Genomic DNA, 16,265 nt, shown 5'->3' with positions numbered 1-16,265 from the left:
GGCCTGAGCGGCGGTGAAACAGCGCCTAGAGTGCGATGGCTTGCAGCAGTTCGGTTTCCAGCTGAATTTGCAGCCGGCTGTCGGACAGACCGCGCCCATCGAGCAGAAAGACGTCTTCGACGCGCTCGCCCAGCGTGTTGATGCGGGCGGCATGCACGCCGACACGATGATTGGCGAGCACGCGCGCGATCGAATAAAGCAGACCCAGCCGGTCGTTTGCGGAGACCGAGAGTATGTAGTACTGGCCGCGCTCATCGGCCCGCAGATCGACGCGCGGCGTGATCGGGAACGTGCGCGAGAGGCGCGACAGCCGACCCTTGGACGGCTCGGGCAACGGCTCGCCCGACGAAAGCCAGGCACTGAGCTGCTGCTCGACGAGATTCGCGATATCGCGATACTGCACGTCTTGCTCGGGATGCGCGACGATGAAATTGTCGAGCGCATAGCCGTGGCGGGTCGTGCTGATGCGGGCATCGAGCACGGACAATCCGTTGCGCTCGAAGTAGGCGCAAATGCCGGCGAACAGATCGGGGCGATCGCGTACATAGACGAGCACTTGCAGTGCTTCGCCGATGGGTGCCGGGCGAGCGCGGACGATGGGCGCCTGCGCTTCGACGTGGCGATACAGCACACGCGTTTGCCAGGCAATGTCGGCGGCGTCGTGCCGCAGGAAGTAGCCGACATCGAGCTGCTCCCAAAGCGCGCGCTGAGCGTTCTCCGGCACGGTTTCGAGCCGCAGCAGGGCCAGCGCTTCCTCCTTGCGCGTCTTGAGCTCGGAGTGCTCGTCGGGGCGTGCGCCGCCCAGCACGGCGAGCGTCATGCGGTAAAGGTCCTCGAGCAGCTTGCCTTTCCAGGTATTCCAGACCTTGGGGCTCGTGCCGCGGATATCGGCGACCGTCAGCAGATAAAGCGCGGTGAGCCGTCGCTCCGTGCCGACGAGTTCGGCGAACTGCTTGATGACGGCCGGGTCGCTCGTGTCTTGCTTCTGCGCAACCTGACTCATCGTCAGATGCTGCTGCACGAGCCAGACGATCAGCGAGGCGTCGTCTCCCGTGATGCCGTGCTCGCGGCAAAAGCGCCGCGCGTCGGTCATGCCGAGCGTCGAATGATCGCCGCCGCGGCCTTTCGCGATGTCATGAAAAAGCGCGGCCACGTAGAGCACCCACTGGCGCTCGAAATTGGCCATCAACTGGCTGCAAAACGGGTACTCGTGCGCATGCTCGGCAAGGGCGAAACGGCGCAGATTGCGCAGCACCATCAGAATGTGCTGGTCGACCGTATAGACGTGATAGAGGTCGTGCTGCATCTGGCCGACGATGCGCCGAAAGTTCAGCAGATACCGGCCGAGCACGCTCGTTTGATTCATGAGCCGCAGTGCATGAGTGATGCCCTGCGGCTCTTTGAGGATTTGCATGAAGAGACGCCGGTTCTCGGGTGCCTTGCGCCAGCGCGAATCCATGATTTCGCGGGCGTTGTAAAGCGCTCGCAGCGTGCGTGCGGACAGCCCCTTGGTGCCCGGCGTGGCCTCGTAGAGCAAGAACGCCTCGAGAATGGCGGAGGGCGCGCGCTCGAACACGTCGTCGCTGACGATCTCGATCATGCCTTGCTTTTCGACGAAGCGCTCGGATAGCACCCGCGTAATGCCGCTCGTGCGCGGGAAGAGCTGCGCTTCGACATTCTGGATCAGGATCGTCGCGAGCTGCGTCACCGCTTTCGCTGCCCAGTAATAGCGGCGCATGAGCTGCTCGCTCGCCCGCCGCGCCTGCGTCGAGCGGTAGCCGAAGCTCTCGGCGGCAGCGGTTTGCAGATCGAAAACGAGAACATCCTGACGGCGCCCCGCGATTAGATGCAACCGGGCACGCAGCATCTTCAGGAAGCCTTCGTTGCGGCGCAGCTCGCGCGCTTCGCGCGCCGTAATGAGACCGCGTTGGTCGAGCTCGCGCCAACTGCTGCCAAAGCCGGCGGCGCGAGCGATCCAAAGAATCAGCTGCAAGTCGCGCAGCCCGCCGGGACTTTCCTTGACATTGGGCTCGAGGCTATACGGCGAGTCCTGGAACTTCGCATGGCGCTGCCGCATTTCGAGGACTTTCGCTTGAAAAAATGCGCGCGCGTCGAGCGTTTCGTTGAAGCGCAGTGCGAAACGCTGAAAAAGCGCCGTGCTGCCCGTGATGCGTCGCGCTTCGAGCAGCGAAGTGCGCACCGTGATGTCGCGCTCTCCCTCGTCGATGCATTCGTCGACGGTGCGCACGCTGCTGCCCAGTTCGAGCCCGAGGTCCCACGCCATCCCGATGAACCGCTCGATGCGCGCTTCGAGCTCGGGCCCGGGGGTTTCGTGCAACAACACGAGAATGTCGATGTCGGAATAGGGCGAAAGCTCGCCGCGACCGTACCCGCCGACGGCGACGAGCGCGAGCGAGGCCGGCATTTCGCAGGCGAGCCAGGCGCGGCGCAACGCGTCGTCCGTGGCGCGTGCGAGCGCGCGCATGGCCGCATCGACATTGCCGGCGGTTTTGAAGCGATCGAGAAGCGCCGTCTTGGCGACGCGGTAATCCGCTTTGAGCGACATGGAATGGGGCAGGGCGGCTGGGACGCTCATGTGACGACGAAGATGCGGCTGACGATGGCGACAACGGTGGCCAGGCAGCGGGCGCCGCCGCTCTCGCGCGATACGCGCCGCGGCCCGCCGGCTGAAGGGGTGCGCGCCGCCGTTAGGCGGCGACGGACAGACGGGGCCGTTCGGGCGTTCCGGCCGAAACGGTCAGCACGTCGAAACCCGTATCGGTGACGAGCACCGTATGCTCCCACTGCGCCGACAGGCTGCGGTCGCGCGTCTTGACGGTCCATTGATCCGGCATCGTGCGAATCTCGCGGCGCCCGGCATTGATCATCGGCTCGATCGTGAAGATCATGCCCTTTTGGAGCTCGAGACCGGTGCCGGGGCGGCCGTAATGAAGCACCTGGGGGTCTTCATGGAAGACCTTGCCGATACCATGGCCGCAGTATTCGCGCACGACGCTGTAGCCCTGGGCCTCGGCGTGCTTCTGAATGGCGTGGCCGATATCGCCGAGCCGCGCGCCCGGGCGCACCTGCTCGATTCCGAGCCACATGCACTCGTAGGTCGTCTGGGCGAGCCGCCTGGCGAGAATCGAGCCTTCGCCGGCGATGAACATGCGGCTCGTATCGCCGAAATAGCCGTTTTTGATGACCGTGATATCGATATTCAGGGCGTCGCCGTTCTTGACGATCTTGTCGCCCGGAATACCGTGACAGATGACGTCGTTCACCGAAATACAGGTTGCCTTCGGATAGGGCGGGTAGCCGGGCGGCTGATAATTGAGCGGCGCCGGGATCGTGCCTTGCACGTCGAGCATGTAGTTGTGGCAGAGCCGGTCGAGCTCGCCCGTCGTCACGCCCGGTTTGACAAAGGGCGTGATGTAGTCGAGCACTTCGCTCGCGAGTCGGCACGCGATGTGCATTTGCTCGATGTCGTATTCGTTTTTGATCGTGATAGCCATTGGAGTGCCAGCATGAGACGCGGATTGCCGGATTATCGCACCATATAGAGCCGCCGGCTGAAACCAAGGTCGGTGTTGAGGCGGGCGCCGCGAGCGTGATATACTTTCTGGCTAGTCGTCAATGATGCCCGGCGGAATTCATGTTTTCCGTGTTTCGTTCGCTCGGAGCTTCGGCGGCTGGAAGTCAAAGCGTCAAATTTTTTTGAGTAAATCGCAAGCCGGCGCATCCAGGGTGCCGGGTGCGCATGATACGCGAGCGTCGGCGAGATCGTCCGTGCACGCGTGTGGCGCATCCGTTACTGCAGCCGGCTTAAGGCCCAACCCTCGCGGAGAATTTCAATGGCAGTCACCATGCGTCAAATGCTGGAAGCCGGTGTCCACTTCGGTCACCAGACCCGGTTCTGGAACCCCAAGATGGCCCCGTTCATCTTCGGTCATCGCAACAAGATTCACATCATCAACCTCGAAAAGACGCTGCCGATGTACAACGACGCGCTGAAGTACGTGCGTCAGCTGGCGGCGAATCGGGGCACGATTCTTTTCGTGGGTACGAAGCGTCAGTCGCGCGATACGATCGCCGAAGAGGCGCAGCGCTGCGGTATGCCTTACGTGAACGCCCGTTGGCTTGGCGGCATGCTGACCAACTTCAAGACGCTGAAGGTTTCGATCAAGCGCTTGAAGGACATGGAGACGGCCGTCGAGGCAGGCGAGCTCGAGCGCATGAGCAAGAAGGAAGCCCTGCTGTTCGAACGTGAAATCGCGAAGCTGCAGAAGTCGATCGGTGGCGTGAAGGATATGGGTGGCATTCCCGATGCGATCTTCGTCGTGGACGTCGGCTATCACAAGATTGCCGTGACGGAAGCCAACAAGCTGGGCGTGCCGGTCATCGCCGTGGTCGACACGAACCACTCGCCGGAAGGGATCGACTACGTGATCCCCGGTAACGATGACGCGAGCAAGGCTGTGGCGCTTTACGCGGCCGGCGTGGCGGACGCGATCCTCGAAGGCCGCGCGAATGCGGTGAACGAAGTCGTCCAGGCAGTGCGCGGCGAGGGCGACGGCGACGAATTCGTCGAGGTCAACGGGGAGGCGTAAAGCAACCCTGGGGCCGGCAAAAAAGGGGGCTTTCAGGGGCCCCCTTTTTTTGAGTTTCGGCCGCGGTGACGGCCGTTGATGCGGCGCGGCGGTTTCGGCGCGTGCCGCGAACGAATGCCTGCCGTTCGCGTCGATTGCGGGCGGCCTATGAAAGACAGACTCAAGGAGCGAATGATGGCGGCAATTACCGCAAGCATGGTGGCAGAACTGCGCGCGAAGACCGACGCGCCCATGATGGAGTGCAAGAAGGCGCTGACGGAAGCCGAAGGCGACATGTCCCGCGCGGAAGAGCTGCTGCGCGTGAAGCTCGGCAACAAGGCCAGCAAGGCCGCCTCGCGCGTGACGGCCGAGGGGATCATCGTCTCGTCCATCAGCGGCAACGCGGGCGCGCTCGTCGAGTTGAACTGCGAGACGGACTTCGTCGCGAAGAACGACGATTTCAACGCGTTCGCCAAGCAAGTCGCGGAACTCGTGGTGGCCCACAAGCCGGCCGATGTGGCCGAGCTGTCCGCGCTGACGCTGAATGGCCAGACGGTCGACGCCGTGCGCCTCGCGCTCGTCGGCAAGATCGGCGAAAACCTGTCGATCCGCCGCTTCGTGCGCTTCGAGACGACCAACAAGCTCGCGGCCTACCTGCACGGCACGCGCATCGGCGTGCTCGTGGAGTACACGGGCGCCGACGAGCAAGTCGGCAAGGATGTCGCCATGCACGTGGCCGCAATGAAGCCGGTGTCGCTCTCCGCGAGCGATGTGCCAGCCGAGCTGATCGCGAAAGAGCGCAGCATCGCCGAGCAGAAGGCAGCCGAATCGGGCAAGCCGGCCGATATCGTCGCGAAGATGGTCGAAGGCAGCGTGCAAAAGTATCTGAAGGAAGTGTCGCTGCTGAATCAGCCGTTCGTGAAGAACGATAAGCAGACGATCGAGCAGATGCTGAAGGCGGCCAATGCGTCGGTCCAGCAGTTCGCGCTCTTCGTCGTCGGCGAAGGGATCGAAAAGCGCCAGGACGATTTCGCGGCCGAAGTGGCCGCGCAGGTCGCAGCCGCCAAGCAACAGTAAGTACGCGCCTCGAAAACGTCCGGATGCGGGTGCATTCGGACGGCGAGGCGAGCCTCGATGCGGAGTTCGGCGCGAACCCGCTTCGCGGCATCGGCGGCACCGACTATCGACTATTGGCTAGGGGTTTTCACCTAGTCATCGCGCGCAAGCTTTGCCGGGTGGCTGTGTTGCCAGTTGCCCGGCGAGCACGCGGCGCGGCGTGGGCGATGCTTGCTCGAATTTATGTTTCACCCCTACAGTTCCACATTGTCGTCACTCCCTTCGGCGCGATCGGATACCGCTATGCCCACAGCCTATAAACGCGTTCTTCTCAAACTCTCCGGCGAAGCTTTGATGGGCGACGATGCCTTCGGCATCAACCGCGCGACGATCGAAAGAATGGTGGCGGACATCGCTGAGGTGGTTGGCCTCGGCACGCAACTCGCGGTCGTGATCGGCGGCGGCAACATTTTTCGCGGCGTGGCCGGCGGTGCGGCGGGAATGGATCGCGCCACGGCCGACTACATGGGCATGCTCGCGACGATGATGAACGCGCTTGCGCTGCAAGACGCGATGCGGCACGCGGGAATCGAGGCGCGCGTGCAATCGGCGCTGCGTATGGATCAGGTGGTTGAGCCGTACATCCGTCCGCGGGCGATCCGGCAACTCGAGGAAGGCAAGGTCGTGATCTTCGCGGCAGGTACGGGCAACCCGTTCTTCACGACCGATACCGCTGCGGCGTTGCGCGGCTCGGAAATCGGCGCCGAAGTGGTGCTCAAGGCGACGAAGGTCGACGGCGTATACTCCGCGGATCCGAACAAGGATGCGTCGGCAACGCGCTATGCGACGATCAGCTTCGACGAGGCGATCGGCCGCAACCTCCAGGTCATGGATGCGACGGCGTTTGCGCTGTGTCGCGATCAGAAGCTGCCGATCCGCGTTTTTTCGATCGTCAAGCCCGGCGCACTGAAGCGCATCATTCAGGGGGAGGACGAGGGTACGCTGGTCCACGTGTAAACTCTCGCACAACGCGGAAAACGCCCGCCGCGGCTTGTCCGTGGTCATGCGCGCCGTTGGCGCGCGGGCGATCCGCACTGTTATGAAGGTTCGGAGGTTTAAATGAGTCTGGCAGAGATAAAAAAGGGCGCCGATCAAAAGATGCAGCGTTCGATCGAGGCGTTCAAGAGCGATCTGGCGAAGATCCGCACCGGGCGCGCGCATACGGGCCTGCTCGATCATATCCAGGTCGACTACTATGGATCGAACGTGCCTATTTCTCAGGTGGCCAACCTGACGCTCATCGATGCGCGCACGATCGGCGTGCAGCCTTGGGAAAAGAAGATGGTCGCCGTGGTCGAAAAGGCGATCCGCGAGTCGGATCTCGGGCTCAATCCCGCCACGCAGGGCGACTTGATTCGGGTGCCGATGCCGGCGCTGACCGAGGAGCGCCGCCGCGAGCTGACGAAAGTCGTCAAGAGCGAAGGCGAGACGGCGAAGATCGCGGTGCGCAATCTGCGCCGCGACGCCAACGAGCAGCTCAAGAAGCTCGTCAAGGACAAGGAAATCTCCGAAGACGACGAACGCCGCGCCAGCGACGAAGTCCAAAAGCTCACCGACAAGTACGTCGCCGAGATCGAGAAACTCGTGCATACGAAAGAAGCCGAGATCATGACGGTCTGAGGCCACGCGCCTCCCGACGTCTTCCCGGTCTTACTTCGTTCAAAGCAGTTATCTGTCCCGGCGGCCATGACTTATACCAGCTCAACTGTTCGCGTACCCGATGTCGCAGCCGTTCCGCGCCACGTCGCGATCATCATGGACGGCAACGGCCGCTGGGCGACGCAACGACGTTTGCCGCGCGTAGCGGGCCATTCGCGCGGCGTCGATGCGGTGCGCGCGACCGTCGAGGCGTGCGCGCGCGCGGGCGTCGAATATCTGACGCTTTTCGCGTTCAGCTCCGAAAATTGGCGACGGCCCGTGGAAGAAGTGTCTTTCCTCATGCGGCTTTTCGTGACCGCGCTCGAGCGCGAGGTCGGCAAGCTGCACGCCAACGGCATTCGCTTGCGCGTCGTGGGCGATCTGTCGCAGTTCGATACGCGCATTCAAGACCTCATTCGCCGCGCGGAAACCAAAACGGCACGTAATGAACGGCTGACGCTGACGATTGCCGCCAATTACGGCGGGCGCTGGGATATCCTGCAGGCGGCCCGCAAGGCCGCCGAGGAAGCCGCGCAGGAAGGCCAGCCGGCGAATTTCGACGAGGAAGCGTTTTCCCGGCATTTGGCGATGGCTTACGCGCCGGAGCCCGATCTGTTCATCCGCACAGGCGGCGAGACGCGCATCAGCAACTTCTTGCTCTGGCAACTCGCTTACACCGAACTCTATTTCACCGAGACGTTCTGGCCCGATTTCGATGCCAATACGCTCGCCGATGCCATTGCCTCTTATGGACGCCGGGAGCGGCGTTTCGGCCGCACCAGCGCACAGCTCGAGCCGCAATCGCAGGACGTCGATTCCCTCCCATGCTGAAGACCCGCGTCGTCACGGCCATCGTTTTGCTGGCCGTGTTTGTTCCGGTCACGCTTTATGCGCCGGCAAGTGCGTTCGGTGCGTTGATTGGACTGGTCGTGGTCCTGGCGGCATGGGAATGGGGGCGCCTTCTGGGTTTGCCGGCCATCGCGTCGTATGGCTACGCCGCGCTGGCCGCGGTGGCGCTGCTGGCGAGCCTGCGGCTCGGCCCCGGCATGCGGGCGACGCGCCCGCTTTTCGAGGCGGCCGCGATATTCTGGCTCCTCGCGGGTCCGTTCGCGCTTGCCCGCAAGCCGCAGCTTGCACACGGGGCGTGGCGCGCATTCCTAGTGTTGGCGGGGCTTGTCGTCTTCGTCGCCTGCTGGCATGCGCTGGTGCTCGCGCGCACGATTGGCGTCGCGTTCGTGCTTTCGGTGCTGATCGTCGTCTGGCTTGCGGACATCGGCGCATACTTCTCTGGCAAGGCTTTCGGCAAGCACAAGCTCGCGGTGACCATCAGCCCGGGCAAAACCTGGGAAGGCGCCGTGGGAGGCTGGATCGCCGTGCTCGTCGTGGGCGGCGTGGCGATGGCAAGCGAAGCGTTCGCGCCTACGCTTTTTTTGACGTTGTCGACGAAGCTCGGCGCAGTACGCGCGCTGCTGGCGCTCACCGGGCTCGTCGCCTTCAGCATCGTCGGCGATCTGTTCGAGTCGCTGCTCAAGCGCCAGGCGGGCGTGAAGGATTCGAGCGCGCTGTTGCCGGGGCATGGCGGGGTGCTCGATCGCATCGACGCATTGCTGCCGGTGTTGCCGCTCGTGATGTTGCTCGTGGCGTAAGGCGCCTTCGGCGCCCAGGAAATGACTTATGACAAAACGTTTGACACTGCTGGGTTCCACGGGCTCGATCGGCGAGAGCACGCTCGACGTGGTTGCTCGCCATCCGGAGCGCTTCTCGGTCTATGCCTTAAGTGCGCATCGCAACGGCGATAAGCTCGTCGAGCAATGTCTGCGCTTTGTGCCGGAGGTCGCCGTGGTCGGCGATGCGGAGACAGCGGCGCGAGTCGAGGCGCAATTGCGTGCGGCCGGTTGTGCAACCCAGGTGACTTATGGCCCGCAGGCACTCGTCGATGTGGCCAAAAGCGATGGCTGCGACACTGTGGTGGCAGCGATCGTCGGCGCGGCGGGGCTTGCGCCGAGCTTGGCCGCGGCCGTTGCCGGCAAGCGCATTTTGCTCGCGAACAAGGAAGCGCTCGTCATGTCGGGTGCGATCTTCATGGATGCCGTGCGCGACCACGGCGCCACGCTGTTGCCCGTCGATAGCGAGCACAACGCGATATTCCAGTGCCTGCCGCGCGACGCGTCGCCGCGCGGCGGCGTCGCCAAGATCATCCTGACGGCGTCGGGCGGCCCGTTTCGCACGCGCGAACCGGCCACGCTCGTCGATGTCACGCCAGAGGAAGCCTGCAAGCATCCGAACTGGGTCATGGGCCGCAAGATCTCCGTCGATTCGGCCACGATGATGAACAAGGGGCTGGAAGTGATCGAGGCGCATTGGCTGTTCGATCTGCCCGGCGAGCGCATCGACGTGCTGATCCATCCGCAAAGCGTCATCCATTCTCTCGTTTCGTACGCCGATGGATCGGTGCTGGCCCAGCTCGGCAATCCGGACATGCGTACACCGATAGCGCACGCGCTCGCTTTTCCGGAGCGCGTCGATTCGGGCGTCGCTCAACTCGATCTGGCACAGGTCGCGTCGCTGAGCTTCGAAAAACCCGACTACGAACGTTTCCCGTGTCTGGCGCTCGCCATGCAGGCGCTGAGCGCAGGCGGAATTGCGAGCGCGGCGCTCAATGCGGCCAACGAGGTCGCGGTCGAGGCTTTTCTCGAGCGCCGCATCGGTTTCACCGATATCGCGCAAACGGTGGCGGCCGTGCTCGATGCGGTGCCGAACCAACGCCCGGACGGGCTCGCTACCGTGCTCGAAGCCGATGCCGCGGCGCGGCGCGCCGCCATCGATTTCATCGCGCGGCGTCCCATCGCGGGGCGCACTGCCGTTCACCGCGACCGGGCGAACCGCGCGTTGCAGTGAGACGTAGATGAACCTGCTGATCGAAATTGCCGCGTTCGCCGTTGCGATCGGCATACTCGTCGTCGTTCACGAATTCGGGCATTTCGCTGTCGCGCGATTGTGCGGCGTCAAGGTGTTGCGGTTTTCGATCGGTTTCGGTCGCCCGCTCTTGACCTGGGTCGGTAAAAGGAGCGGTACCGAGTGGACCGTCTCGGCGCTGCCGCTCGGCGGCTACGTGAAGATGCTCGACGAGCGGGATCCCGGGGCGGGCATTGCCCGCTCCGACCTGCCTTTCGCGTTCAATCGCCAGCATGTTGCCAAGCGCATCGCGATCGTGCTGGCGGGGCCGCTGGCCAATTTCGCGCTCGCCATCGTCCTTTTCGCGGCCGTTTTCGCGACCGGTGTCGTCGAGCCGGCGGCCACGCTCGCCACGCCGCCGGCCGATAGCGTAGCGGCGCATGCGGGCTTCGAAGGCGGGGAAACGATCGTCGCGATCGGCGACGTGCACGGTGCAGACATCGAGCCTGTGCGCTCGTGGTCCGATTTGCGCTGGAAGCTGCTCGATGCGGCGTTCGACCATCGGCGCGTCGTCATTCGCGCGCACGACGGGCACGGCACATATGACTTCCAAGTCGACCTCAGCCGTGTCTCGGAGCGCGACGTCGACGACGACTTCATGTCGAAGCTGGGTTTCGACGAAGGCGGCGCGCTTTCGGTGGCTGCCGTGGAGCCTGGCAGCGCGGCCCAGCAGGCCGGCCTCGCAACGGGCGATGTGTTACGCACGGTCGACGGCCGACGCATCGACGGCGCCGAAGCGTTCATCGCTTACGTGAAGGCTCACGCCGGACATCCGATCGTGCTTCGAGTGGAGCGGCCCAACGCGGCAAGCGGCCCGCTCGCCGTGACGATCACGCCCATTGCGCAAGAAGACTCCGCTACGGGGCGCGAGGTGGGCCGCATCGGGGCTGCGCTCGCCACCAAGGTGGCTACGGTGCACGTGCGTTACGGCCCGCTCGAAAGCGTCGCACGCGGTGCGAGGCGCACATGGGAGATCGGTGTCTACTCGCTGCGGATGTTCGGGCGCATGCTGATCGGCGAGGCCTCGATCAAGAATCTGTCCGGCCCGGTGACGATCGCCGATTATGCCGGCAAGAGCGCGCGGCTTGGCTGGGTGCCTTTCCTGTCCTTTCTCTCGCTCGTCAGCATCAGCCTCGGCGTGTTGAACTTGTTGCCAATTCCGGTATTGGACGGGGGGCATCTGTTATATTATTTGGTTGAAGCTGCGACCGGCAAGGCCGTATCGGAGCGTTGGCAGCTTGTTCTGCAAAGAGCCGGACTCGTTTGCATCGTCGCGTTGTCGGCGATCGCGCTCTTTAACGACCTGGCTCGTTTAATCCACTTCTAAAGCGTCCCGCGGCATGCGCTCGGCAGGCCGCTGCGGACTGATGCAGCTAAAAACATTGGGGAAGCACGTTGTTGAAACCTCATCGCTTTGTTCCTAAGACTGTCGCAGCCACGGCCATCGCCGTCCACGGGCTCGTCGCTCATGCCGCGGCGCCTTTCGTGGTGAAGGACATCAAGATCAACGGGCTGCAACAGGTCGAACCGGCCACGGTGTTCGCCTACCTGCCGATCAAGCAAGGCGATACGTTCACGGACGACAAAGCATCGGAGGCGATCCGCGCGCTCTACGCAACGGGGTTCTTCAACGACGTACAGATTTCGACGGAAGGCGAGACGGTCATCGTCAACGTCGTCGAGCGATCGGCCATTGCTTCGATCGACTTCTCCGGCTTGCACGAATTCGAAAAGGATGCACTGCTCAAGGCGCTCAAGAGCGTTGGCCTGTCGCAGGGGCGATACTACGACAAGTCGCTCGTCGACCGCTCGGAGCAGGAACTGAAGCGCCAGTATTTGACGCGCGGTTTTTACGCGGCCGAAATCAAGACGACGGTGACGCCTGTCGACCGCAACCGTGTCTCGATTCTGTTCTCGGTGACGGAAGGCCCGAGTGCGAAGATCCGCCAGGTCAATTTCATCGGCAACAAGGCGTTCAGCACGAGCACGCTGCGCAACGAGATGCAGTTGTCGACACCGAACTGGTTCTCCTGGTACACGAAGAACGACCTTTATTCGAAAGACAAGCTCACGACCGACCTCGAGAACGTCCGCAAGTACTATCTGAATCACGGCTATCTCGAGTTCAACATCGAATCGACGCAGGTCTCGATCTCGCCCGACAAGAAAGACATGTACCTCACGCTGACGGTACACGAGGGCGAGCCCTACAAGATTTCGAGTATCAAGCTGGCCGGCAATCTGCTCGATCGCCAGGCCGAGCTGCAAAAGCTCATCAAGATCAAGCCGGGCGAGCGGTTCTCGGCGGACAAGCTGCAAGCCACGACGAAAGCGATCGTCGACAAGCTCGGCGAATACGGTTATGCGTTCGCAACCGTCAACGCGCAGCCGGAGATCGATCAGCAGCATCACACCGTTGCGATGACGCTGCAGGTGGACCCGAGCCGCCGCGTCTATGTCCGGCGCATCAATATCGTCGGTAACACGCGCACGCGCGATGAAGTCGTGCGCCGCGAAATGCGCCAGCTCGAAAGCTCGTGGTTCGATTCGAGCCGTCTCGCACTGTCGAAGGACCGCGTCAACCGGCTCGGCTATTTCACCGATGTCGATGTGACGACGGTGCCGGTCGAGGGGACGGCGGATCAGGTCGATGTCGACGTCAAGGTCGCCGAAAAGCCGACCGGCGCGATTACGCTCGGCGCCGGTTTCTCGTCGACGGACAAGGTCGTGCTGTCGGCCGGCGTATCGCAGGACAACGTCTTCGGTTCCGGCACGAGCCTCGCGGTCAACGTCAACACGGCGCGCACCTATCGCACGCTGACGGTGACGCAGGTGGACCCGTACTTCACCGTCGACGGCATCAAGCGGATCACCGACGTCTATTACCGCACCACCGAGCCGCTTTATTACTCGACGAGCTCGAGCTTCCGGATCATCACGGCCGGTGGCGATCTGAAGTTCGGCATCCCCTTCTCGGAAGTGGATACCGTCTATTTCGGCGCGGGCTTCGAGCAGAACCGGCTCGATATCGACAGCAACACACCCAAGAGCTACCGCGATTACGTGAACGACTTCGGCCGCGTATCGAACAACATCCCCGTGACGGTGGCGTGGTCGCGTGACGCGCGAGACAGCGCGCTCGTGCCGAGCCGCGGCTACTTCACGCAGGCGAACGCCGAGTACGGCACGCCGGCCGGTGCGACCCAGTACTACAAGGCGGACTTGCAGGCGCAGTACTACTACTCGTTCGCGCGCGGCTTCGTGCTGGGCCTGAACTTGCAGGGCGGGTACGGTCGCGGCCTGGCGGGCAAGCCTTTCCCGATCTTCAAGAACTACTACGCGGGCGGTATCGGCTCCGTGCGCGGCTATGAGCCGAGCTCGCTCGGGCCGCGCGATGCGACGACCGGAGATCCGATCGGCGGCTCGAAGATGGTCGTCGGCAACATCGAGCTGACGTTCCCGCTGCCGGGTACCGGCTATGACCGGACGCTGCGTGTATTCACGTTCCTCGACGGCGGTAACGTCTGGGGCGAACTCGGTAACAGTGTCGGTGCGAACGGCTTGCGGTATGGTGCCGGTGTCGGTCTCGCATGGATTTCGCCGATCGGGCCGCTCAAGTTGAGCCTCGGTTTCCCCGTGACGAAGCACGACGGCGACAAATATCAGAAGTTCCAGTTCCAGATCGGGACGGCATTCTGACGAACGCGCCCCAAACAGCATCGAGAGGAAGATTTTGCTAACCGGTACGTTTTCGAAACGCTTGATTTGCGCGACTGCGCTGGCGGTCGCGCTGGGCGCCAGCGTCGGCGAGGCGTGTGCTCAGGAAGCCCGCATCGCGGCCGTCAACTCCGATCGCATTCTGCGCGAATCCGCCGCGGCGCAAGCGGCGCAGAAGAAGCTGGAGGCCGAATTCGCGAAGCGCGACAGTGACCTGCGCGATATGACTCAGCGTCTGAAGGCGATGTCCGATGCGCTCGACAAGAACGGTCCGAAGATGTCGAGCGTCGAGCGCGCGGAAAAGCAGCGCGAGCTCTCGAACCTCGACAGCGACTTTCAGCGCAAGCGTCGCGAGTTCAACGAGGACCTCAATCAGCGCCGCAATGAAGAGCTGGCCGCTGTGCTCGACCGCGCGAACAAGGTCATCAAGCAGATCGCCGAGCAGCAGCACTACGACCTGATCGTGCAAGAGGCGGTCTATGTGAGTCCGCGCATCGACATCACCGACCAGGTGCTCAAGGCACTTGCGGCGAACGCAGCGAACTGAACACGCGGGGTAGCAAGCGAATGGCATTGACGCTCGGTGAAATTGCGCAGCGTTTCGGCGGCGACATCGTCGGCGACGCGACGACACGTGTTGGCGGCCTCGCGCCGCTCGATCAGGCGCGCTCGGATCAGCTCGCCTTTTTAGCCAATCCCAAATATCTGTCTCAAGTCGAGGCGACGCAAGCCGGCGCCGTGCTGATCTCGCCGGCGGACCTCGCGAAGCTCGGATCGTGCGAGGGGCGTAATTTCATCGTCACACCGAATCCTTACGCTTATTTCGCCCGCGTGGCGCAGATGTTCATCGATCTCGCTGCGCCCAAGGCCGCGGCGGGCGTGCATCCGCGCGCGGTGGTCGATCCGGGCGCGCAGGTGGCGGCAAGCGCGGTCATCGGCCCGCATGCGGTGATCGAGGCCGGCGCCGTCATTGGCGAAGGCGTGCGGCTCGATGCGAACGTCACGATCGGCCGCGGCACGCACGTGGGCGAGGGCGCGCACCTTTATCCGCACGTGACCGTCTATCACGGCTGCAAGATCGGACCGCGCGCGATCATTCACGCGGGCGCCGTCGTCGGATCGGACGGTTTCGGCTTTGCGCCGGACTTCGTCGGCGAGGGCGATGCGCGGACGGGGACGTGGGTCAAGATTCCGCAGGTCGGCGGGGTGAGGATCGGCCCGGACGTCGAAATCGGCGCGAACACGACGATCGATCGCGGTGCGATGGCCGATACGGTCATCGAGGAGTGCGTGAAGATTGATAACCTCGTGCAGATCGGCCACAACTGCCGCATCGGCGCTTATACGGTCATCGCGGGCTGTGCCGGCATCGCGGGCAGTACGACGATCGGACGCCACTGCATGATCGGTGGCGCCGTTGGCATTGCGGGGCACGTGACGCTGGGCGACTACGTGATCGTCACGGCCAAATCGGGGGTTTCGAAATCGTTGCCCAAGCCGGGCATCTACACCAGCGCGTTTCCGGCGGTCGAGCACGGCGAGTGGAACAGGAGCGCCGCGTTGATGCGTAACCTCGACAAGCTGCGGGAGCGCATCAAAGCGTTGGAGGCCGCTGTCGCCGAGCGCGACAGCGGAGCATGAAGAGCGCCTGAAGTGCGCGAATGGCGGTGCCGCGCATGAACGGCGGACGCCGCGGGCGCAGGCAGCACGAACGCTTCGAACGAAGCACAGCAGTTATCATCCGCGCAATCGAGCGTGGAGCAGACACACCATGAGCACTGAAAAAATCAACCTCGACATCCATAAGATTCTGACGCTGCTGCCGCATCGCTACCCGATCCTGCTCGTCGACAGGGTGCTCGAGCTGGAACCGCACAAAAGCATCAAGGCACTGAAGAACGTGTCGATCAACGAACCGTATTTCGTTGGTCACTTCCCGCAGCGGCCCGTGATGCCGGGCGTGCTGATTATCGAGGCGCTCGCGCAGACCGCGGCGCTGTTGACGTTCACCGAAGAGGCGCACGATCCCGCGACGGCGCTGTATTACTTCGTCGGCATCGACGGGGCACGTTTCAAGCGCGTCGTAGAGCCGGGCGATCAGTTGATTCTGAACGTGGCGTTCGAGCGCTGCATGCGCGGTATCTGGAAATTCAAAGCGCGCGCCGAGGTCGATGGCGTGACGGCAGCCGAGGCTGATCTGATGTGCACGATCAAGCATACCGATCAGTGAACGCATTGACGTATTGAAGA

The 16,265-nt window shown here is 63.2% G+C and carries 15 protein-coding genes; 13 read left to right on the top strand and 2 right to left on the bottom strand.

All coding sequences use genetic code 11. The annotated features are described in order from the left end of the window. Positions 1-25 precede the first annotated feature (25 nt). A complete protein-coding gene (locus tag GWC77_RS17630; RefSeq protein WP_173259044.1) occupies positions 26-2,596 on the bottom strand; it encodes a [protein-PII] uridylyltransferase in 2,571 nt (856 codons plus the stop codon). Positions 2,597-2,708: 112 nt separating this feature from the next. Beyond that, positions 2,709-3,515: a type I methionyl aminopeptidase gene (gene map, locus GWC77_RS17625; RefSeq protein ID WP_173259042.1), complete on the bottom strand. Its 807-nt coding sequence runs from the start codon at positions 3,513-3,515 to the stop codon at positions 2,709-2,711. 339 nt (positions 3,516-3,854) lie between these two features. Here map and rpsB point away from each other — a divergent pair, with 339 nt between their 5' ends. The 13 genes from rpsB (at position 3,855) to fabZ (ending at position 16,245) form a co-directional block, all read left to right on the top strand. Further along, positions 3,855-4,610, top strand: a complete 756-nt coding sequence (gene rpsB, locus GWC77_RS17620; RefSeq protein WP_173259040.1) for a 30S ribosomal protein S2 — start codon at positions 3,855-3,857, stop codon at positions 4,608-4,610. A gap of 174 nt (positions 4,611-4,784) precedes the next feature. Beyond that, positions 4,785-5,666, top strand: a complete 882-nt coding sequence (tsf, locus tag GWC77_RS17615) for a translation elongation factor Ts (protein WP_173259105.1) — start codon at positions 4,785-4,787, stop codon at positions 5,664-5,666. Between the two features lie 23 nt (positions 5,667-5,689). Continuing rightward, positions 5,690-5,965 carry a hypothetical protein gene (locus tag GWC77_RS17610; protein ID WP_173259038.1) on the top strand — a complete coding sequence of 92 codons (276 nt, stop codon included), beginning with the start codon at positions 5,690-5,692 and terminating at the stop codon, positions 5,963-5,965. Beyond that, positions 5,949-6,662, top strand: a complete 714-nt coding sequence (gene pyrH / locus GWC77_RS17605; protein WP_173259036.1) for a UMP kinase — start codon at positions 5,949-5,951, stop codon at positions 6,660-6,662. Before GWC77_RS17610 ends, pyrH begins: the two co-directional genes overlap by 17 nt. Positions 6,663-6,764: 102 nt before the next feature. Further along, the gene (gene frr / locus GWC77_RS17600; RefSeq protein ID WP_173259034.1) at positions 6,765-7,325 is read left to right on the top strand and encodes a ribosome recycling factor; all 561 of its coding nucleotides are present in this window, start codon (positions 6,765-6,767) and stop codon (positions 7,323-7,325) included. 66 nt (positions 7,326-7,391) lie between these two features. Next, positions 7,392-8,174 carry a polyprenyl diphosphate synthase gene (gene uppS / locus GWC77_RS17595; protein ID WP_173259032.1) on the top strand — a complete coding sequence of 261 codons (783 nt, stop codon included), beginning with the start codon at positions 7,392-7,394 and terminating at the stop codon, positions 8,172-8,174. Continuing rightward, positions 8,168-8,989, top strand: coding sequence for a phosphatidate cytidylyltransferase (locus GWC77_RS17590; RefSeq protein ID WP_173259030.1), 822 nt, complete (start codon positions 8,168-8,170; stop codon positions 8,987-8,989). Before uppS ends, GWC77_RS17590 begins: the two co-directional genes overlap by 7 nt. 28 nt (positions 8,990-9,017) lie before the next feature. Then, on the top strand, positions 9,018-10,241 hold the full coding sequence (locus GWC77_RS17585) for a 1-deoxy-D-xylulose-5-phosphate reductoisomerase (protein WP_173259028.1): 1,224 nt from the start codon (positions 9,018-9,020) through the stop codon (positions 10,239-10,241). A gap of 7 nt (positions 10,242-10,248) precedes the next feature. Continuing rightward, a complete protein-coding gene (rseP, locus tag GWC77_RS17580; RefSeq protein WP_173259026.1) occupies positions 10,249-11,625 on the top strand; it encodes an RIP metalloprotease RseP in 1,377 nt (458 codons plus the stop codon). 68 nt (positions 11,626-11,693) lie between these two features. Next, positions 11,694-13,997, top strand: a complete 2,304-nt coding sequence (gene bamA, locus GWC77_RS17575; RefSeq protein WP_173259024.1) for an outer membrane protein assembly factor BamA — start codon at positions 11,694-11,696, stop codon at positions 13,995-13,997. 34 nt (positions 13,998-14,031) lie between these two features. Beyond that, positions 14,032-14,562: an OmpH family outer membrane protein gene (locus GWC77_RS17570; RefSeq protein ID WP_173259022.1), complete on the top strand. Its 531-nt coding sequence runs from the start codon at positions 14,032-14,034 to the stop codon at positions 14,560-14,562. A 20-nt stretch (positions 14,563-14,582) separates the two neighbouring features. Further along, positions 14,583-15,656, top strand: a complete 1,074-nt coding sequence (gene lpxD / locus GWC77_RS17565; RefSeq protein ID WP_173259020.1) for a UDP-3-O-(3-hydroxymyristoyl)glucosamine N-acyltransferase — start codon at positions 14,583-14,585, stop codon at positions 15,654-15,656. A 130-nt stretch (positions 15,657-15,786) separates the two neighbouring features. Beyond that, positions 15,787-16,245 (top strand): 3-hydroxyacyl-ACP dehydratase FabZ, encoded by a 459-nt coding sequence (fabZ, locus tag GWC77_RS17560; RefSeq protein ID WP_173259018.1) that lies wholly within the window; start codon positions 15,787-15,789, stop codon positions 16,243-16,245. Positions 16,246-16,265 lie beyond the last annotated feature (20 nt).

This window comes from Paraburkholderia sp. NMBU_R16, from assembly GCF_013282575.1.
In the GTDB taxonomy this organism is placed as follows: domain Bacteria; phylum Pseudomonadota; class Gammaproteobacteria; order Burkholderiales; family Burkholderiaceae; genus Trinickia.
The sequence above is the reverse complement of the archived record's forward strand: the minus strand, read 5'-3'. Positions and strand labels throughout refer to the sequence as shown.